At 42.9% G+C, this 20,678-nt stretch carries 18 protein-coding genes and 1 other annotated feature; of the genes, 15 read left to right on the top strand and 3 right to left on the bottom strand.

Features of this window, described 5'->3' with window-relative positions; all coding sequences use genetic code 11:
* The first annotated feature begins 28 nt into the window (after positions 1 to 28).
* The 11 genes from clpX (at position 29) to MKY93_RS09955 (ending at position 15,106) form a co-directional block, all read left to right on the top strand.
* Positions 29 to 1,297, top strand: a complete 1,269-nt coding sequence (gene clpX, locus MKY93_RS10005) for an ATP-dependent protease ATP-binding subunit ClpX (RefSeq protein ID WP_078816792.1) — start codon at positions 29 to 31, stop codon at positions 1,295 to 1,297.
* A gap of 125 nt (positions 1,298 to 1,422) precedes the next feature.
* The gene (gene lon, locus MKY93_RS10000) at positions 1,423 to 3,744 is read left to right on the top strand and encodes an endopeptidase La (protein ID WP_009497520.1); all 2,322 of its coding nucleotides are present in this window, start codon (positions 1,423 to 1,425) and stop codon (positions 3,742 to 3,744) included.
* Positions 3,741 to 4,322: a ribosome biogenesis GTP-binding protein YihA/YsxC gene (gene yihA / locus MKY93_RS09995; RefSeq protein WP_009497519.1), complete on the top strand. Its 582-nt coding sequence runs from the start codon at positions 3,741 to 3,743 to the stop codon at positions 4,320 to 4,322. Before lon ends, yihA begins: the two co-directional genes overlap by 4 nt.
* Before the next feature lie 129 nt (positions 4,323 to 4,451).
* The gene (gene hemA / locus MKY93_RS09990) at positions 4,452 to 5,828 is read left to right on the top strand and encodes a glutamyl-tRNA reductase (RefSeq protein ID WP_340758954.1); all 1,377 of its coding nucleotides are present in this window, start codon (positions 4,452 to 4,454) and stop codon (positions 5,826 to 5,828) included.
* Positions 5,829 to 6,238: 410 nt separating this feature from the next.
* A complete protein-coding gene (locus tag MKY93_RS09985; protein WP_009497517.1) occupies positions 6,239 to 7,069 on the top strand; it encodes a cytochrome c biogenesis protein in 831 nt (276 codons plus the stop codon).
* A 15-nt stretch (positions 7,070 to 7,084) separates the two neighbouring features.
* The gene (gene hemC / locus MKY93_RS09980) at positions 7,085 to 8,014 is read left to right on the top strand and encodes a hydroxymethylbilane synthase (protein ID WP_078816789.1); all 930 of its coding nucleotides are present in this window, start codon (positions 7,085 to 7,087) and stop codon (positions 8,012 to 8,014) included.
* Positions 8,007 to 8,771, top strand: coding sequence for a uroporphyrinogen-III synthase (locus MKY93_RS09975; RefSeq protein ID WP_009497515.1), 765 nt, complete (start codon positions 8,007 to 8,009; stop codon positions 8,769 to 8,771). The genes hemC and MKY93_RS09975 overlap by 8 nt, the downstream gene beginning before the upstream one ends.
* Positions 8,768 to 9,748: a porphobilinogen synthase gene (hemB, locus tag MKY93_RS09970; RefSeq protein WP_009497514.1), complete on the top strand. Its 981-nt coding sequence runs from the start codon at positions 8,768 to 8,770 to the stop codon at positions 9,746 to 9,748. Before MKY93_RS09975 ends, hemB begins: the two co-directional genes overlap by 4 nt.
* Complete coding sequence (gene hemL / locus MKY93_RS09965; RefSeq protein ID WP_340758953.1) at positions 9,749 to 11,041, top strand: glutamate-1-semialdehyde 2,1-aminomutase; 1,293 nt, start codon at positions 9,749 to 9,751, stop codon at positions 11,039 to 11,041. It begins immediately after the preceding gene.
* Between the two features lie 284 nt (positions 11,042 to 11,325).
* Positions 11,326 to 11,967, top strand: coding sequence for a hypothetical protein (locus MKY93_RS09960; RefSeq protein ID WP_340758952.1), 642 nt, complete (start codon positions 11,326 to 11,328; stop codon positions 11,965 to 11,967).
* Between the two features lie 220 nt (positions 11,968 to 12,187).
* Positions 12,188 to 12,406 (top strand) — a binding site (T-box leader).
* Between the two features lie 54 nt (positions 12,407 to 12,460).
* Entirely contained in the window at positions 12,461 to 15,106 is a 2,646-nt protein-coding gene (locus MKY93_RS09955; RefSeq protein ID WP_340758951.1) for a valine--tRNA ligase, read from the top strand.
* Here MKY93_RS09955 and MKY93_RS09950 read toward each other — a convergent pair.
* Genes MKY93_RS09950 through MKY93_RS09940 form a run of 3 tightly spaced genes read right to left on the bottom strand, consistent with a single transcriptional unit; the run spans position 15,103 to position 16,976 of the window.
* Positions 15,103 to 15,327 carry a hypothetical protein gene (locus MKY93_RS09950; RefSeq protein ID WP_340758950.1) on the bottom strand — a complete coding sequence of 75 codons (225 nt, stop codon included), beginning with the start codon at positions 15,325 to 15,327 and terminating at the stop codon, positions 15,103 to 15,105. The genes MKY93_RS09955 and MKY93_RS09950 overlap by 4 nt on opposite strands.
* A complete protein-coding gene (locus MKY93_RS09945; protein ID WP_340758949.1) occupies positions 15,328 to 16,113 on the bottom strand; it encodes an ATP-grasp domain-containing protein in 786 nt (261 codons plus the stop codon).
* A complete protein-coding gene (locus MKY93_RS09940; protein WP_340758948.1) occupies positions 16,110 to 16,976 on the bottom strand; it encodes an ATP-grasp domain-containing protein in 867 nt (288 codons plus the stop codon). The genes MKY93_RS09945 and MKY93_RS09940 overlap by 4 nt, the downstream gene beginning before the upstream one ends.
* Before the next feature lie 61 nt (positions 16,977 to 17,037).
* On the opposite strand from MKY93_RS09940, the gene MKY93_RS09935 reads away from it, so the two are divergent.
* From MKY93_RS09935 to MKY93_RS09920, 4 genes are all read left to right on the top strand, one after another.
* Positions 17,038 to 18,249 carry a bifunctional folylpolyglutamate synthase/dihydrofolate synthase gene (locus MKY93_RS09935; protein ID WP_340758947.1) on the top strand — a complete coding sequence of 404 codons (1,212 nt, stop codon included), beginning with the start codon at positions 17,038 to 17,040 and terminating at the stop codon, positions 18,247 to 18,249.
* A 107-nt stretch (positions 18,250 to 18,356) separates the two neighbouring features.
* Positions 18,357 to 18,815: a type IV pilus modification PilV family protein gene (locus MKY93_RS09930; RefSeq protein ID WP_340758946.1), complete on the top strand. Its 459-nt coding sequence runs from the start codon at positions 18,357 to 18,359 to the stop codon at positions 18,813 to 18,815.
* Positions 18,812 to 19,318 (top strand): PilW family protein, encoded by a 507-nt coding sequence (locus MKY93_RS09925; RefSeq protein ID WP_340758945.1) that lies wholly within the window; start codon positions 18,812 to 18,814, stop codon positions 19,316 to 19,318. The genes MKY93_RS09930 and MKY93_RS09925 overlap by 4 nt, the downstream gene beginning before the upstream one ends.
* 70 nt (positions 19,319 to 19,388) lie before the next feature.
* On the top strand, positions 19,389 to 20,651 hold the full coding sequence (locus tag MKY93_RS09920; RefSeq protein ID WP_340758944.1) for a hypothetical protein: 1,263 nt from the start codon (positions 19,389 to 19,391) through the stop codon (positions 20,649 to 20,651).
* The last annotated feature ends 27 nt before the right edge of the window (positions 20,652 to 20,678 follow it).

The raw sequence follows: 20,678 nt of genomic DNA, 5'->3' as shown, positions 1-20,678 counted from the left end.
TATATTCACTTGAATAGGGGTGAGCATAATGTTCAAATTTAATGATGAAAACGATAACCTAAGCTGTTCTTTTTGCGGTAAATCACAAGATCAAGTCCGTAAATTAGTGGCAGGTCAAGGTGTTTATATTTGTGATGAATGCGTTGAACTTTGTGCGGAAATCGTGGAAGAGGAAGTTGGTCTTGAAGAAGACTTCGAACTGAAAGACGTTCCAAAACCAAGAGAGATCCAAAGCATTCTCGATGAATATATCATCGGGCAAGATCGCGCAAAGAAATCACTCGCTGTAGCTGTATACAATCACTACAAACGTGTAAATTCAGGAAGTAAAATCGATGATGTCGAACTGGCAAAATCGAATATTGTATTAATCGGACCAACGGGTAGCGGTAAAACGTTACTTGCTCAAACATTGGCTCGAATCTTGGACGTTCCATTCGCGATTGCGGATGCGACTTCTCTGACAGAAGCAGGTTATGTTGGTGAAGACGTAGAGAATATCCTTTTGAAATTGATTCAAGCGGCGGACTTCGATATTGAAAAAGCTGAAAAAGGAATTATTTATATCGATGAAATCGATAAAGTAGCTCGTAAGTCTGAGAATGCTTCCATCACACGTGATGTATCGGGTGAAGGTGTTCAACAAGCATTGCTGAAAATCTTGGAAGGAACTGTCGCGAGCGTGCCACCACAAGGCGGACGTAAGCATCCACACCAAGAGTTCCTACAAATCGATACGACGAATATTCTGTTCGTAGTCGGCGGTGCGTTTGACGGCATTGAAGATATCGTCAAGCGTAGAATTGGACGTAAAGTCATTGGCTTTGGTTCCAACCCGAACAAAGAAATTAGTGAAGATGAGAGCTTGTTGTCTAGATTGATTCCAGAAGACTTGCAGCAATACGGCTTAATTCCGGAATTCATCGGTCGTTTGCCTGTTATCGCTACATTGGACGCACTGGATGTAGACACGCTCTATCAAATCCTCACTGTTCCAAAAAATGCAATCGTCAAACAATACCAAAAGATGGTAGAACTTGATGAAGTAGAGCTTCGTTTCGAAGAAGAAGCTTTACGTGAGATCGCTAAAGAAGCCATTGCACGTAAAACAGGTGCTCGTGGATTGCGTTCGATTATCGAGAATATTATGCTTGATGTCATGTATGAGTTGCCTTCACTTGATGAAGTGAAGGAATGTCTCATTACAAAGGATTCCGTCCTAGGAAAAGCTTCTCCAATTTTATATAAAGCTGATGGAACCGTATTTGACATCGATCAAGAAAAAAATACGGCATAACGCCGATATTGGCAAAAAGCCGGCTCAACCTATGCGTTTTCACGCTAGGTAGTCGGCTTTTTCTTACATATGATTTTGCAGTTTATCTTTCTTACATATACATAACTTAATGGAGGTGGCTTGTAATGCCGAGTAATCAAAAGAAGAACATCCCTTTATTGCCACTTCGCGGAGTGATAGTTTATCCAACGATGCTTTTACATATCGATGTAGGCAGAGAGCGTTCGGTTTTTGCGATCGAACACGCTTTAGCTAATGATCATCAAGTTTTTCTTGCAACACAGATGGACTTAGGACTGGAAAACCCTGAAAAAGAAGACTTACACAGATTAGGTACGCTTGCGACCATCAAATCAATGACTCAATTACCGAACGGTACATATCGGGTGTTAATCGAAGGGGTGCAGCGCGCACACTGGTCTGCTTATCAAGAAGCCGATCTTTATCCCGTCGTAAATGTTCAAGGCTATGAAGAAGAGCAAGAGAAAGACGCTGAAACCGAAGCCCTTATGCGGACTTTGATTGCACAGTTCAAGCGTTATGCTAAAAATAGCAATCGGATTTCAGATGAGACAGTGGAAACAGTGGAAGGGATTCAAGAAGCAGGAAGATTAGCAGATATGATCGCCTCGAACCTTCCTTTGAAGTTGTCTGCCAAGCAAGAAGTACTTGAAATGACAGATGTCCAAGATCGTTTGGAATGGCTAATTAGCAGGATGTACAACGAACAGGAAATCATGGAGCTGGAACGCAAAATAAACGAGCGAGTAAAAGAAGCGATGGAGCGGACACAAAAAGAGTTCTATTTGCGTGAACAGCTTAGAGCAATTCAAACAGAACTTGGGGATAAAGACGGCAAAGGCATCGAAATCGCGGAGCTCAGGCAGAAGATTAAAGAGGCCGATATGCCGGAAGGAGTCCTAGAAGCGGCAGAACGAGAACTGGATCGGTATGAAAAGATTCCTTCGGTTTCCGCGGAAAGTGGCATTATTCGCAATTACCTCGATTGGCTGATCGCTCTGCCATGGTCTCATGCAACGGTGGACCAGCTTGATTTGGCTAAATCAGAAGCTATATTGAATAGAGACCATGAAGGTTTAGAAAATGTCAAAGAACGTATATTGGAATATTTAGCAGTGCGACAAATGACCAATTCGCTGCGCGGACCGATTCTTTGTCTCGACGGTCCTCCCGGTGTAGGGAAAACGTCATTGGCTCGTTCGATTGCAGAGTCCCTTGGCCGAAAATTTGTACGTTTATCGCTCGGCGGTGTCAGGGACGAGTCTGAAATTCGGGGTCACCGCAGAACGTATGTCGGTGCGATGCCAGGCAGAATCATTCAAGGTATGAAGAAAGCAGAAACGATCAACCCTGTCTTTTTATTGGATGAGATCGATAAAATGTCGAATGATTTTCGTGGAGATCCTTCATCCGCAATGCTTGAAGTACTCGATCCAGAACAAAATAGTACGTTCAGCGATCATTATATCGAAGAACCATATGATTTATCGAATGTCTTATTCATTGCGACGTCAAATGATTTAGGTGCGATTCCAGGACCTTTACGCGACCGCATGGAAGTCATTTCGATTCCTGGTTATACAGAACAAGAAAAACAATCAATTGCTGTAAATTATTTGATTCCAAAACAATTGAAAGAACATGGACTGACGAAATCTCAGGTCCGTTTCCAAAGTCAGGCGATTTTAGAGCTTGTGCGCTATTATACACGAGAAGCCGGCGTTCGTTCATTGGAGCGGAAAATCGCGAGCATCTGCCGTAAAGCCGCTCGTCAAATACTTGCAGGTGACAAGAAAAGCTTGACGATCAGCCCGAAAACATTACAAGTCTTACTAGGGAAAAAACTATTTCGGTTTGGACAGGCGGAAACAGTCAATCAGGTTGGTATGGCTACGGGCCTTGCTTATACTACTGTCGGGGGCGATACTCTTCAAATTGAAGTTTCATTATCACCCGGAAAAGGTAAGCTATTGTTAACTGGGAAGCTTGGCGATGTCATGAAAGAGTCTGCTCAAACAGCGTTGTCCTATGTCCGTTCAAAAGCAGTCGATTTCGCGATTGATCCCGAGTTCCATGAAAAATGGGATATTCATATTCACGTCCCTGAAGGTGCTACGCCGAAAGACGGCCCTTCGGCTGGAATTACGATTGTGACAGCTTTAGTCTCCGCTTTGACAGAACATCCTGTTCGCCGTGAAGTCGGCATGACGGGAGAAGTGACTTTGCGCGGACGTGTACTGCCTATCGGTGGGCTGAAGGAAAAATCGTTAAGTGCCCATCGCGCTGGTTTGCGAACAATTATTATACCGAAAGACAATGAACGCGATCTTGATGATATACCAGAAAGTGTACGTGAAGAATTAACATTTAAACTCGTGTCGGATGCTCAGGAAGTACTCGATATCGCTTTGGAGGAAAAGAAATGAAAGTCCATAATGTCGAAATGATCATGAGTGCGGTGAAACCTGAACAATACCCTACGGAAGGCTATCCGGAATTTGCTTTAGCAGGCCGGTCAAATGTAGGTAAATCTTCGTTTATCAATAAGATGATCGGACGTAAAAGCTTAGCCCGGACTTCATCAAAGCCAGGGAAGACCCAAACTCTGAATTTTTATAAAATCGAAGAGCAATTATTTTTCGTCGATGTTCCTGGTTACGGTTACGCAAAAGTTTCTAAAACGGAACGAGAAGCATGGGGGAAGATGATTGAGCGCTATATTACAGCGCGTGAAGAATTGCGTGCGGTTTTGCTCATCGTCGATTTGCGTCACCCGCCCACTGAAGACGACTGCATGATGTATGACTTTTTGGCACATTATAATGTACCGACCATCGTAGTGGCGACGAAGGCAGATAAAATTCCAAAAGGTAAGTGGGAAAAGCATAAAAAGGTCGTACGTACAACGTTGAATATGGAGAAGCATCATCCACTATTATTGTTTTCATCCGAAAAGGGAATGGGAATTGAAGAAGCGTGGCGCGAAATTGAAAGTCGGATGTGAAAATAAGCGATTTTAACTGAACACTGCTAAAAAACGACGTCAAATGTTGTTCACAAATCGCATTCCGACCAGAACACTATGTATGTTATAATGTAGTTACGAAAAGATCTCGAAAGGTGTGAGCACCTAATGCATACAGTTGTCGTCGGTGTTAATCACCGAACTGCCCCTGTCGAAATTAGGGAAAAATTATCATTCGTTGAAGCTGAACTGCCGCAAGCGATGCAAACATTGCAACAGCAAAAAAGCATCTTGGAAAACATCATTATTTCCACTTGTAACCGTACAGAAATCTATGCGGTTGTAGATCAGCTTCATACTGGACGATATTATATAAAACGGTTCCTCGCTGATTGGTTTTCAATTCCGATTGAGGAATTCTCAAGCCACTTAATCATCTTTGAAGAAGATGGCGCGGTAGAACATTTATTGCGTGTTGCAGCAGGTATTGACTCCATGGTACTCGGCGAAACACAAATTTTAGGGCAAGTTCGAAGCAGTTTTCTTTCTGCACAGGAAATCGGTACTACCGGAACGATCTTTAATGAATTATTCAAACAAGCTCTAACAACTGCGAAAAAAGCCCATTCTGAAACAGCAATCGGCGAAAATGCTGTTTCGGTCTCTTACGCTGCCGTGGAACTAGGAAAGAAAATTTTTGGTTCACTGAAAAATAAACATATTGCAATTCTGGGTGCAGGTAAGATGGGCGAATTGGCTGTCAAGAACTTGCAGGGCAGCGGTGTCGGGAAGATCACAGTGATCAACCGTACATTCTCAAAAGCAGAATTATTAGCTGCCAAGTTCGATGGAGAAGCGAAGTCCATGCAGGAGTTACAATGTTTATTATTGGAAGCCGATATTCTGATCAGCTCCACAGGCTCGACCGATTATGTAATTGATTATGAGTTGATGGAGTTCGTTGAGAAATTACGTAAGGGAAAACCGTTATTCTTGGTGGATATCGCAGTTCCACGTGACTTGGATCCGAAAATAGGCGATTTAGCGAATATGTTCTTATATGATATTGACGACCTGCAAGGAATCGTGGAAGCAAATCTCGCAGAACGTAAGCGTGCTGCAGATGAAATTGGCATTATGATCGAAAGAGAAGTCGTCTTATTTAAAGAATGGCTTTTGACTCTCGGCGTAGTTCCAATGATTTCAGCATTGCGTAAAAAAGCAAGCCGCATCCAAAGTGAAACGATGCAAAGTATTGAAAATAAAATGCCTGATTTAACAGAACGTGAAAAGAAAGTGCTGAACAAGCATACAAAATCCATCATCAACCAACTTCTGAAAGAACCGATCTTACAGGCAAAGGAACTTTCTATAGATAAAAAAGCTGAAGAGAAACTGGCTTTATTTGAGCAGATCTTCGGAATTTCAGATGATGTCGTGGCAGAAAAAGAACAACAGGCTATTCAAGCGAAAGAACGCCTGCAAAAACGTGCAAACGAGAAAAGTAACACAATCGACTCAACCAAATTAAATTATTTGTACTAATACACTGGTGGTTCTGTATCTAGCTCTTTCACAAGAACGATACAGGCCACTTTTTTTATGCGGGTTAGTGAGTATAATGCTTTTTCATTTAATAGTTGATAGGAGTGGAGGGCAGCCTAAGTTCGCCGCGTCCTGCGGCAACGGCTGCATGACTAACATCGTGTGAGCCCGCGGCAAAATCGACTCCGGGAGGATCGGGCGTGTGTCTTGAGACTCTAGACCGAGTGAAGCGAGGGAAGCGGCTCAAGACACGCTCTCCGGAAAGCGTCCGTCCGCAACGGAAATCAACGGTGCGAGGAAGGTAATGCAGATGCAATCATTTGCAGAAATGCCCTCTCATTTGAGAGAATGAAGGTAGAATACTTCTGAATACAAAGAGAGGTCTTCGCTTGAAAGGCAGAGAATAGCATATGGTGGATTTGACTATGGCAAGACTTCAGGAATTCATGATCGTCCTATATGCCCTTGGTCTTGTCTTTTATTTAATTGACTACTTTAAAAAGCAAAAAACATTGCAACAAATTGCCTTCTGGCTGATTGTTACGGTGTGGGTGACACAAACCGCAATTCTGCTGCTGTATATTATCGAGATGAAACGGTTTCCGGTACTCTCACTTGTCGAAGGAATTTATTTTTACGTCTGGTTATTGGTAACCCTGTCGATAGTATTTCAATTGATTTACAAAGTGAATTTTATGGTCTTTTTTACAAACATCATCGGATTTATTTTCTTAATGATTCACGTGTTTTCCAACTTGAAATATACGGCGTCTACAGTCGGTGATTCGCTCATTTCGGAAGTATTATTCATTCATATTACGACTGCGATCCTCTCGTATGCCGTGTTTGCATTAGCTTTTGTTTTTGCGGTATTGTATTTGATTGTCTATAAAGTATTGAAGAAGAAAAAGTGGTCGAAGCAATTTTCCAATCTTCCGAATCTGCATCAAACGATGATGGGGATGAAGATGTCGATTTACACAGGGATTCCGATTTTGTTCGTCAGTCTAATCTTTGGAGTGCAATGGGCATATGTGGCGCTTGTAGATTGGTCGATTTGGGATGTGAAGATCATGGGCTCGTTTGCAGTGCTCTTGATCTATACAGGGGTAATGTATTTCCAACACAAAGGTAAGCTTCAATCGATGGAATTTGCCTGGATGACAGTTTTTGCATTTCTCTTAACGGTTGTAAATTTCTTTTTGGGCAGTACATTGTCTGAGTTTCATTTATGGATATAAGGAAGGAAGAGTATTGTGAGAAAAATCATTGTAGGTTCTCGTAGAAGTAATTTGGCATTAACACAAACAAAATGGTTCATTGAGCAAATGAAACAAGCAGGTGCACCATTTGAATTCGAAATCAAGGAAATCGTAACAAAAGGCGATCAGATTCTAGATGTCATGCTGTCGAAAGTCGGCGGTAAAGGTCTGTTCGTGAAAGAAATCCAACAGGCGCTATTTGATAAGGAAATCGACTTTGCGGTACATAGCATGAAAGATATGCCTGCTGTCATTCCAAATGGTTTAACGGTAGGTTGTATTCCTGAACGTGTCGATCCGCGTGATGCGTATATTGCCAATGACCACGTCCGTTTCATGGACTTGCCGATCGGCGCGATTGTCGGGACATCCAGTTTACGCCGCAGTTCTCAACTATTGATGTTGCGTCCTGACCTTGAGATTAAGTGGATTCGAGGCAATATCGATACGCGTATACGCAAGTTGCGAGACGGTGAATATGACGCAATTATACTTGCAGCAGCGGGTATGAAGCGTATGGGCTGGGATGATAGCACTGTCACGGAATACTTGGCACTTGACGACTGCATCCCTGCGGTTGGCCAAGGCGCACTGGCTATTGAATGCCGACAAGACGATACGGAACTTTTGGATGAATTAGCAAAACTGACGGACCAAAAAACATGGATCGAACTGCAAGCTGAACGGACATTCCTCAACGAAATGGATGGCTCTTGTCAAGTTCCGATCGCTGGATTTGCGAAGTATGATGGAAATGAAGTGGAACTGACTGGTTTTATTGCGTCACCTGACGCGATTGAAGTCTTCCGTGAAACGGTGAAAGGAACTGATCCTGTCTCTGTTGGTAAAGAAGTGAGTAAAATTCTTCGCGAGCAAGGTGCCGCCGAAGTAATTGAGAAAGTGAAGGCGGACATGGATGCGTAATGCGTTACCATTAACAGGGGAAACAGTCATTTTCACAGGTACCCCTAAAGCAAAAGAGGCAGCAGAACTCGTTAAAGAGTACGGCGGCACACCTATTTCAATTCCACTTATTGAAGTGGAAGAAATGAAGGACAAAAAAGATCTGCAAAAGTTAGAAGAAGCGTTGCAAGCGGATTGGCTCATTTTCACGAGTCAATCCGCAGTCGGAGCATTTCGTTCGAAGATGGAACGCCATCGTTTGACTGCAGATTCGTATGCAGGAAAGGTAGCCGCGGTAGGAACACGAACGGCAGCTGCACTTGACCAGCTTGGTTTTACGGTTTCGTTCATTCCAACTGTTTTCAGTGCGGATGTCTTCGTTCAGCAATTTAAGCCAAAAGAGTCCGAGCAATTACGTGTTGTATTCTTAAAAGGTTCGCTCGCAGGCAACTTAATTCGTGAAGAATTGCCGTTTCATGTTACAGAATGGACAGTTTACGAAACGAAAAGCGCTACGAGTTCCATAGATAAATTATGTAAACAGATTATGCAGAAAAATCAGGTTTCTGTACTGTTCGCTAGTCCGTCAGCGGTAGAAGTTTTTGCTTCACGCGTAGTCCCGAAGACAACGTGGAACGGTTTTACAGTTTGTGCGATTGGGCATGTTACAGAACGTGCGTTACTGAAAGCAGGGGCACGTGTTCATGTCAAACCCGAAACGTATACGTTAACCGAGTTAGTTCATGCATTAGCTAAACGAAAGGGAGATTTTAAATGAATCCAATAGAATTTAAGCGTCATCGCCGACTTCGCACGCATCCGACAGTGCGTGCAATGGTTAGAGAGACATCGATCAAAGCAGCGGACTTCATTTATCCACTATTTGTAACGGAAGGTGAGAATGTTCGCAATCCGATTGCCTCGATGCCTGGGGTCGATCAGTTTTCGATTGATTTATTGCTGAAAGAAACAGATGAAGTAGTGGAACTCGGTATTTCATCGATCATTTTATTCGGAATTCCTTCCAGCAAGGATGCAGTCGGTTCGGAAGCATATGACGATGAAGGCATCATTCAGCGTGCAACACGTGCAGTGAAGGAACGTCACCCGGAATTGGTTGTGCTTGCAGATACGTGTTTATGTGAGTATACCGATCACGGTCATTGTGGTGTGATTCACGGAACAGATGTTGATAATGACGCAAGCTTGGAATTGCTTGCGAAAACAGCTGTGAGCCAAGCGAAAGCGGGGGCAGACATTATTGCACCTTCGAATATGATGGACGGTTTCGTTGCGGTGATTCGTCAAGCGCTGGATGAAGCTGGATTTAAGCAAATCCCGATTATGTCGTATGCAGTGAAATATGCTTCCGCATATTATGGCCCGTTTCGTGAGGCGGCCCAATCAACTCCGCAATTCGGTGACCGTAAGACCTATCAGATGGATCCGGCGAACCGTATGGAAGCAATGCGTGAAGCGGAATCGGATATTCTTGAAGGAGCAGACTTCTTGATTGTCAAACCGGCATTATCTTATTTAGACATTATTCGAGATGTGAAAAACCATGTGTTATTGCCTGTCGTCGCGTATAACGTCAGTGGTGAGTACGCAATGGTGAAGGCAGCTGCTCAGAACGGCTGGGTAGATGAGAAAAAAATCGTATTAGAAACGTTGACAAGTATGAAGCGTGCAGGCGCAGACATTATTATGACGTATCATGCAAAAGACGCTGCTCGCTGGCTGGAGGAGAAATAATTGGGTAGATCATATACAAAGTCTGAACAAGCATTCAAAAAAGCTGTAGATTTATTGCCAGGGGGAGTGAACTCTCCTGTCCGTGCATTTAAGTCTGTCAATATGGATCCGATTTTCATGGAAAGCGGAAAAGGCGCGATCATTAAAGACATTGATGGCAATGAATACATCGATTATGTCCTATCATGGGGACCCTTGATTTTAGGGCATACAGACCCGGATGTGGTCGCGGCGATTCAGAGAGTAGCCGAGACAGGGACGAGCTTCGGTGCTCCTTCTTTAATTGAAAATGAAGTGGCTGAACTCATTATCGACCGAGTGCCGTCTATTGAAATGGTGCGCATGGTGTCTTCAGGCACAGAAGCGACGATGAGTGCATTGCGGCTGGCACGTGGTTATACAGGCCGCAATAAAATCTTGAAGTTTGAAGGCTGCTATCATGGCCACGGCGACTCTTTGCTGATTAAAGCAGGATCAGGCGTTGCGACATTAGGCTTGCCAGACAGCCCGGGAGTACCAGAATCGATTGCTAAAAATACGATTACAGTTGCTTACAATGACTTGGAAAGTGTTAAAGCGGCTTTCGAACAATATGGCGATGATTTGGCAGGAGTCATCGTAGAGCCGGTTGCGGGGAATATGGGAGTTGTCCCACCTGAGCCTGGTTTCCTTGAAGGATTACGTGAGTTGACGGATGCCAATGGCACATTGTTAATTTTTGATGAAGTTATGACAGGTTTCCGTGTCGGTTATAATTGTGCGCAAGGTTATTTCGGTATTACTCCTGATCTGACTTGCCTGGGCAAAGTAATCGGCGGTGGGTTACCGGTCGGAGCATACGGTGGTAAACGTGAAATCATGGAACATATTGCGCCGGCAGGAACGGTTTATCAGGCTGGTACATTGTCTGGAAATCCACTTGCGATGACAGCGGGTTCAGAAACATTAAAGAAATTGACACCTCAATCTTATGACCGTTTTATTCAGTTAGGGGATCAATTGGAAGAAGGTTTCCGTAAAGCTGCGTCGGAAAATGGAATACCGCATACGGTGAATCGTGCGGGTTCGATGATCGGATTCTTCTTTACTAATGAACGTGTCTATAATTATGATCAGGCTAAAACTTCTGATTTGCAGTTGTTTGCTGAATATTATCGACTGATGGCAGAAGAAGGCATTTTCTTGCCGCCGTCCCAGTTTGAAGGAATGTTCTTATCTGCTGCTCATACAGAAGAGCATATTGCGAAGACAGTGGAGGCATTCCACACCGTGTTTGCTAAGTTGAAACGATAAAAGATAGCGCTGAGAGATGATCTGTTTTAGCATAGATCATCCGCTCAGCGTTTTTTCTGTGAGGCGAAGTGGGATTGGTGAAGTGTGTTAGGATTTTCGCTCGGATTGATTGGGCTTTGGTTCAGTTGTCTGCGGCTTTGGTGCTATACGGTGGTGAATTGGTTCGGTTCTCACTATGTTTGGTGCGTTCTCAATGATTTATACTACTTTTTTCGTTGGTAGTACTTCTATTCTTTTCGTTTGCTTCATATAGTAGCCTGAGTTAAGAAAAGGAGTGAAGCGGATTGACTAATCATCAATGGACGTTGAATGAAACGTTTTATTTTCCTACTGAATATGGTGCTTTTTCGGAAGCAGTTGAAGTGAAGGTAACACCTGGCTATACGGAAGACCGTACGGAGGAAGCGATCCGATTGCAAGGGATCTATCATATTGCAGCGAATGTTACATTTGACCAAGACAAGCTTGTGGAATTGTCTGCTGAGGATCGATTGGTAATTGATGATGTAGAAGTGGAGAACGGTGCAGGTTACTTTGAATATGCAGTGCCGTTAAATGTGGACTTACCCGGCGATATTGCGGGCCCTCTTGAATTGAATGTGGAAGGAGTGCGGGCTGCGCAGCTTGAAGACGGAGGTCTGCGTTTGGAATGGTCTGTAAATTTACAGGAAATAGCTGAGGCACCAGAGGAGATTGTAGAAGAGGTAGCGGTTGAATCGAAGAAGCCTGTACAAACAGCAATTGAATCAACTTCCCATTTAGAGTTTTTAGCCAACGCGGACAAAGCAGTTGAAAACGTCGAAAAAGAAATGGAAGACTTTCTCTTATACATCGCCGAGTTGGATGACGATGTGACGAGAAAGATCTTCCATTCAAATAATATTTTTGTAGAAGCAGAACGACAGGCCAGCGAGGAGACAGAATAGTAAAAAATCTCCGGTCGTTGGCACGATCAGCAAACGGATCAATTGAAACACAGTGAGCGGAAATATGAATCCTTTGCAATAAAACCTTGTCTTCCGAAGCCAAGGTGGCAGCAAATATGGATTATATCCTTTTCGCAATGCACACCCTCCTTTCTTGTTTGTCTAAAGTAAAACTTGACGGTTATGGCATCCTTCCCATATAATAATGGGTGATAAGGATAAAGATGCGAAGAATAGGAAAGTACATGTGCAAAGTTTTCTCTAGAGAGGGTACGATAGGTGGAACGTACCTGTAAACTACAGATGGAAAGTCCCCTATGAGCAGTTTCTGTGAAAAACGAGTAGCAGGAACCGGTGAAAGCCGTTACTGATTCATTAAGATGCATGCTTTTTAGCGTTCATAAATAAAGGTGGTACCACGAGCTCCTTCGTCCTTTAACCGGGATGGACGGGGCTTTTTGTATCCCTTTTTTTACCTTAAGGAGGAACTGAAATGACAGATGAACTAACGATGCCGACAAAATACGATCCACAAGCAGTGGAAGACGGACGCTACGACTGGTGGCTGAAAGGAAACTACTTTGAAGCCGATGTGACAAGCAAGAAAGAACCGTACACGATTGTCATACCGCCGCCGAATGTAACAGGCAGACTTCATTTGGGTCACGCTTGGGATACGACGTTACAGGATATGCTCATCCGGATGAAGCGTATGCAAGGCTATGATGCGTTATGGTTGCCTGGAATGGACCACGCAGGCATCGCGACGCAAGCGAAAGTGGAAGAAAAGCTTCGTTCAGAAGGTGTATCGCGCTATGATCTAGGGCGTGAAAAGTTCGTACAGGAAACATGGAAGTGGAAGGAAGAATACGCCGACCACATCCGTGCACAATGGGCAAAGCTTGGACTGGCACTGGATTATTCACGTGAGCGATTCACATTAGATGAAGGGCTTTCTAAAGCTGTTCGTGAAGTGTTCGTCAAGCTGTATAAAAAAGGATTGATTTATCGCGGGGAGTATATTATCAACTGGGATCCTGCCACTAAAACTGCGTTATCTGATATTGAAGTTATCCATAAAGACGTTCAGGGCGCATTCTATCATATGCGTTACCCATTGACGGATGGCACAGGACATATCGAAATCGCAACAACGCGTCCTGAAACGATGCTTGGAGATACGGCGGTTGCGGTCCATCCAGATGATGAGCGTTATCAGCATTTGATCGGGAAAATGGTCAAGTTGCCAATTGTTGACCGTGAAATTCCGATCGTAGCGGACGACTATGTCGAAATGGACTTTGGAAGCGGTGCGGTGAAAATTACACCGGCCCATGATCCGAACGACTTCGAAGTGGGGAATCGTCATAACTTGCCAAGAGTGCTTGTGATGAACGAAGACGGTACGATGAATAAACTGGCGGGCAAGTATGAAGGCATGGATCGCTTTGAGTGCCGCAAGCAAATCGTCAAGGATTTGCAGGAGATGGAAGTTTTATTCAAAATAGAAGATCATATGCATTCGGTTGGACATTCTGAGCGAAGTGGAGCGGTCGTAGAGCCGTATTTATCGACACAATGGTTCGTCAAGATGCAGCCGCTAGCAGAAGAAGCGGTCAAATTACAGAAAAATGAAGAAGAAAAAGTTCAATTTGTTCCGGAACGTTTTGAAAAGACCTATTTGAACTGGATGGAAAACATCCACGACTGGTGTATTTCACGTCAGCTTTGGTGGGGACATCGAATTCCGGCTTGGTATCATAAGACGACAGGTGAAGTATACGTTGGTCAGGAAGCGCCGGCTGATGCGGACAATTGGACACAGGACAACGATGTGCTCGATACTTGGTTCTCCTCCGCTCTATGGCCGTTCTCGACAATGGGGTGGCCGGACGTCGACAGCGAAGAGTTCAAGAAATATTACCCGAACGCTGCCCTTGTTACAGGATATGATATTATCTTCTTTTGGGTGTCTCGCATGATTTTCCAAGCTCTAGAATTCACGGGAGAACGTCCATTCAAGGATGTTTTGATCCATGGACTCGTACGTGCGGAAGATGGACGGAAAATGTCTAAATCCCTTGGTAACGGCGTCGATCCAATGGACGTTATCGATCAATACGGTGCAGATGCATTGCGCTATTTCTTGGCGACGGGTTCTTCACCAGGACAGGATTTACGTTACTCCACTGAAAAAGTCGAAGCAATCTGGAATTTTGCCAATAAGATTTGGAACGCATCTCGATTCGCATTGATGAATATGGATGGAATGAAATACGAAGAAATCGACCTGACAGGGGAAAAATCTGTCGCAGATGCGTGGATCTTAACTCGTCTGAATGAAACGATCGAACAAGTGACAGGCCTTGCAGATCGTTATGAGTTCGGTGAGATGGGCCGTGCGTTGTACAACTTCATTTGGGATGATTTCTGTGACTGGTATATCGAAATGGCGAAGCTTCCATTGTATGGTGAAGACGAAGCAGCGAAGAAAACAACGCGTTCGGTTCTCGCATATGTACTCGATAATACAATGCGGTTATTGCACCCATTGATGCCATTTATCACAGAGGAAATCTGGCAAAACCTTCCGCATGAAGGGGAGTCGATCACGGTAGCAAAATGGCCGGAAGTGAATTCGGCATTGACTGATGTATCTCGTGCAACACATATGAAATTATTGATGGACATCATCCATGCAGTGCGCAATATCCGCGCGGAAGTAAATACACCGATGAGCCGTAAAGTCGATTTGTATATTTCTGCAAAAGACGAAGCGACGGTCGCAGTGTTGGAAGACAATCGTGCGTATATCGAGCGCTTCTGTAATCCGGAAACCTTGACGATCGGTGTGGAAGTAAATGCACCAGGCAAAACGATGTCGGCTGTCGTCACAGGCGCCGAGCTTTACTTGCCGCTTGAAGGTTTGATCGATATCGACGAAGAATTGGCTCGTTTGACAAAAGAACTCGGCAAATGGGAAGGTGAAGTGAAGCGGGTTCAAGGGAAATTGTCCAATGAACGCTTTACAGCGAAAGCTCCTGCAGCAGTTGTTGAAGAAGAACGTGCGAAAGAACAGGACTACTTGGAGAAACGCGCGGCGGTTGAACGACGTATTGCGGAGTTGAAAGAGATTTAATTTAGAATAAAACTTAGGCTGTCCTGTTGGTCATTGAATATGACTTTCAGGACAGCCTTTTTTTCATGGATAATGTGCGGACGCTCATAGAGCACGTCTTTGCGCTCATAGGCCGCTTGTTTGCGATCATAAAACGTGTCGTCGCGCTCATAGCCACCCGGTTTGCGATCATAAACTCTGTCACCGCGCTCATAACCACCTGGCTGGCGCTCATAAAGCATTTACACTTCTAATCGCTCTTTTATGTAATGCAACAGCTTTTCTGCAACTGAAAAATCATGTGTCGCATACAGAGAACGTGCCCCAACAGGATCTTCAATTTCATTGAGCAACCAGCCGCCTTCAGTAGGCAGCAGGAAATCGATTCCTATATAATCGCTGCGAATAGCACGTGAAATGGTCTGAACTTGTTTCTTCTGTGCTGTGTCGAGCGAATACTTTACCACTGTCCCACCGAGCGTAAAATTGGATTTGAATGAATCTACTGGACCTGTTCGTTTTACAGCTCCAAGCACTTCTTCACCAAGCATAAACACACGGATGTCTTGTGCATCGGAATCGATAAAGGGCTGGGCGATTAGTTTTTGCTGATCAAAGCGGCTAAACAACTCCGCTATTTCTTTTTGGGAATGGCAGAGGAATACCTCGCTGCCACCATGCCCCCCTCGTGTTTTAAGTACTAGCGGCACTTTTGGAAGTTGTTGATCTGCCCGAAAAGTCGGCACTACGGGTATACCGAGAACGGTAGCCAATTCGAATGTTCTTAATTTATCATTTGCAATTTCTTGTACAGTGGATCTGTTGAATAGGCGATAGCCGGCCTGTTCCAATTCGCTTGCCACTAGTGGATTGCGGTCTCGGAATAAAATGAAATCAAGCGGTTCGGCTGGATATTTTGTCAGCAATTCAAGATAGATTCCAAGATTTTCCGCTTCTTTTTGTAAGTCCTTAATAAACGCATGATTTCGCTCAGCCTCAGCCACGCTGTAATAGACTGCGCCTTTCATTGAATTTCCTCCAATATGTATTCAATCATCGCATCTGCCACATTGATGCCTGTAACCGTATAGATATTACGGATGTGCGCTGCGGCATTCACTTCACAGACGAGCGGTTCATCATTTGCCCCATACAGTAAATCGACGCCCGCAAACTCTGCACCGACAGCTTTTGCTGCGCGTAAGGCCAGCGATTCCTGCTCGGCTGTCAGATCCACGACTTCGGCTATCCCGCCATTCGTGATATTCGCACGGAAATCGGTCTCTGAATACCGATACATCGCAGCGACGATCGTATCTCCCACGATATTAACACGCAAATCTCGTCCTCTGCTCGTTTCAATGAACTCTTGGAATACGTAATCCACTCCGCGCAAATCATCGACTTTTTCATAAAAACTTTCTTCTGACTCGATCAAATAAACCTTCATGCCGAATGAACCATGACCTTCCTTGATGATCATCGGCAAGCCGAGTTCGTCAAGCACTCGCTCATAATAGCCGCTGTCACGGATGGTGAAGTTCGCATACACTTTCGGTGCGATGATGGTCTTTGGCATTGGAATCCCCGTGTTTGCGAGTTCTAAATACTGCTTTGCTTTATTGTCGCATGTCTCGATCACATCTGGATCGTTAAATATTGGGATGCCCGCTTGCTTCAGGTAACTTGCGAGCAGCGTATCTTTATCGAGAAACACGACGAAGTCAGGAGGATTTTGAATCGGTTTTTGCAAATTCATTGGAAGTTCATAGTTTTTCAGTATCGTAGCCTGCACCCCTGCGCGTTCTGCCGCTTCTTGTATCAAATGCGCTTGATCGGCAAATTTATCGCTCGTCAAACTGCCGTTATAGATCACCCAACAACTTTTCAATCCCTACGCCACCTTTGCTATAATAAAGTTATATATTAATATTAGCACAGGAGGAATTCCTTTGATTCCAAAACTTGATGAATATAAAAAACAATTTGAATTAAAGAGCGATGACGCGATTAAACCGGGACTTGAGGCGGTGGAAGAGGCACTTGCGAAAGTTGGTCATCCTGAAAAAGATTTGAAGATTATTCATGTCGCAGGCACGAACGGTAAAGGCTCGACGATCGCGTTGATGGAAGCCGTGTTGAAAGAGCATGGATTCACGACCGGTGTGTTTTCTTCACCTGCTATTGTCGATTTGCATGATCAGATTCGGTTGAATGGCGTGCAGATTTCATCTGAGGAACTGTCCGTTGTGTTTGAGGAAATGAACAGTGCCGGTCTAAGTGGGACATTAACGGACTTTGAATTATTGACAGTGGCGGCGTTTCTGGCTTTTCGAAATGCTGCACCAGACTATGTATTGCTCGAGACGGGAATGGGTGGAAGGCTAGATAGTACGAACGTTGCAACTCCATTAGTCTCTGTTATTACTTCAATTGCGCTTGACCATACAGGGTTTCTCGGTAATACAGTAGCAGAAATCGCTTCGCATAAGGCGGGTATCATTAAGCCGGGTGTGCCGGTAGTAATTGGCAAGTTGCCGAAAGACGCGAAAGAAATAGTCGAATTTGAAGCCAATCAAAAAGGAAGTCCGTTAGTTGTCTATGGACGAGATTTTAGAATGGCCAACGAAGAAATTGAAACTTTTAAAGGTATGCAGAATTTTGATCTTCCGATTAGAAGAATGAAAGGGCCGCATCAGGCGTTTAATCATGCAGTGGCATTGGAAGCTTTACTGCAAGCAGGAGTTTCCTTAGAACAGGAAAATGTAGCCACAGCCATTCAGAATGTACAGTTGCCGTTTCGTTTCCAAGAAATTAGGGAAGGCGTGTTCATAGATGGCGCACATAACCCGGCAGCTGCTCGTATGCTAGTTCGAACGATAGAGGAAGAGTTACCTGGTGAGAAGGTGGACTGGGTAGTGGGGATGCTGAAGACGAAGGATTATGAAGAGACTTTAAAGATTTTAGCGCCACTTGCTAATAGCTTTACGTTTGTTGATTTTCCGCACCCGCAAGCTGCGAGAGCGGAGGATTTGCAGGCGGTGTGTCCGTTTGGAGACAGTACGATTGTTTCATTCGAGGAGATTGATTTCAAATGTAATGAAAAGTACAAAAAGTTTGTTGTTGGGTCACTTTACTTGTTGAGTGGTTTAGTGAGACAATAGGCTTAATAGAATGCGTTTTTTATTATTATTTTAGGTGATTAAGGTATTTAGGATTAATGTTCATAGTAGATTTGCAATATATGAAAAGTTTCTGAGGGAGGTGTATCATGAGAGCGAAAGATGAGAAGGGCATGACACTTGTAGAAGTGTTGGCGGCTCTTGTAATTTTGGGCATTGTGTTTGTTGGTTTCATGACTATTTTCCCTCAGATGAGTAACTTTAACTCTAAAACAGAAGCGAAATTAGAAACAATGAATCTGGTGAAAAAAGAGTTGAATTTTTGGAAAAACAACCCACTTCCCTTAATGGAAGATGAAGAGTTAATAAATGTTTTATTGCCTGATAAAAGCAATTCAGAGTTTACTGTGTATGAATACGATCGAGTGAGTACACCGAATTACCATTATAAAGTAAAGTATTTTACAAATTCGGATTTGATTACGGATAGATTAGATAATGAAGACCATTCTCTGTCGGAGCTCTATAAACTACACATAACAATAGAGAAAAATAATAGAGAAATAAGCGAGACATTTGGTTATGTGCATTTAGGGGGCATAAAATGAGAAAAAAAGAAAAAGGTATGATTTTAGTGGAAGTGCTAGCCACTCTCGTACTTTTATCTTTGATAGTTGGAATAATTTGGACTACTTACTTCATTGCTTCAAAATCAAACGTTAAGGAAATGTCTGTTTTGCGTTTACAAAAGGAAGCGAATTATATTATTTCGGAGCTACAACAAGTGCATCGTCACTGTCCTTCTTATGAGTTAACGATAGCGAAGGGAAAAATAGAAATCCGAAAATGTACGTCAAATGATAATCAAGAAGCGTATAACGGAATAATAAGTTCCGAATTTCGTTATTTTGCAACATTTACTGAAGTGTCAGATGAAGAACTAGGGGGATTAATAGCTTCAGGTTTCAAAGACTTTGAAGGTATTACTGATAATGAAGTCATTCCGACGGGAACTGATTTGAATTTCCTGCATTTTATTGTGCAAGATCCCCTAAATACAAAGCGATATGTAGATGTTCCTACATTGATTACTCGGTATAAAACTGATTAGCGAATGTCAATATAAATTTTCATTAACTAGATAGTTGAGTGATAAAGTCTCTCTAAAGGCGGTGCTGGCTATGAGAAAGTTGAAAAGTCAGGAAGGATACGCATTGGTTTTAGTTTTGTTCCTAATTGTATTTATTATGATCGTTAGTGCTGTTTTCATGAGAGGAGCGCTAAGTAACGCTAAGCAAGAGAAGATTGTAGACTCTAATCATTTAGCAGTCGTTGCCTCAGAAATGGGAGTAGATCTTTATAAATCTGCTGTTTTAAATGCGTTCTATGGAAAGAAAGATGAGCTGATAAATAGCGCTCAAAGTGAAATTGATAAACTATATCAAAATAGTGATAACCTCACTTCGACTCAATTGAAAAACCAAGAAAATGCTATTTACAATTCATTTAAGCAACAGTTTATTAATGAATTAAATAAAGGTATTGTTGAACAGAAACAAAAAAATAAGATTGAAAGTGATATTTATTATGAGAATATAAGTATCAGAGCTATAGATGCCGGAGCAAAATTAGTAAAAGTGAACGGGATAGTTATTGGAATTAAGAAAGGTGCTAATGAAGGGAATTTGCATGAAAATAAAATGGAGATACAAATGATTTTTCAACTCCCTAGTCTAAATCCATCTGATGGTACAAATGACGGGAATTCAGGTTCGTCAAGTGGGCAGCAAGGTAAAATCAATTTGTATCAATTGTACCCTGCTGACGTCGTGCATCCTAAATGCGATAATAATTTAAAGAATAAAACTTGTGTGGGTGACAATTCAACTAGGTTAAGTGAAATGGATAAAACAAATTTGTACCTTCCCAATGGACACACTTCTGAGAATGAAAATAATCTTAATTTAAAGAACTCAGTTATTTATAGTAAAGATACAATAACCTTTAAAAACATTAATAGTTTAAATAATATTACTATATATACTGATGGAGCATTTAGCGCAAAAAATATGAATGGCCAGGGTTTGCAAAACTCGGATTTATTCATAAATAATAGCTCTGAATTTGACCAAGTAAAAATGAACAATTCTTCTATTGTGCAACGTGGTGCAATCAAAATTAATGATCATCTAACGCTAAGTAATAATTCTAAGATGTGTGTAGCTGGTAGTATCCATGTTGTAAAATCTTTGACAAAGGATGCTTCAAGTAAAGTTTATGTTTGGGGAACGGTACAAGGAATCAACGAGTCAGATATTATTAGAGTAAATAGTGTCGAAGAATTAGTTGGAAAATGTGTTGGTGACAATCAAACGGGTCCAAATAGTCCTATTCTTGATTCGAATTGGCCACCGCCAGAAGTCAATGTGGATTATGTATCGTAATAGAAATGATATTTAGAAAAGGTGACT

Source organism: Sporosarcina sp. FSL W7-1283 (genome assembly GCF_038003105.1).
Lineage (GTDB): Bacteria > Bacillota > Bacilli > Bacillales_A > Planococcaceae > Sporosarcina > Sporosarcina newyorkensis.
Note: the sequence above shows the minus strand (reverse complement) of the source record. Positions and strands in the feature narration are given on the sequence as shown.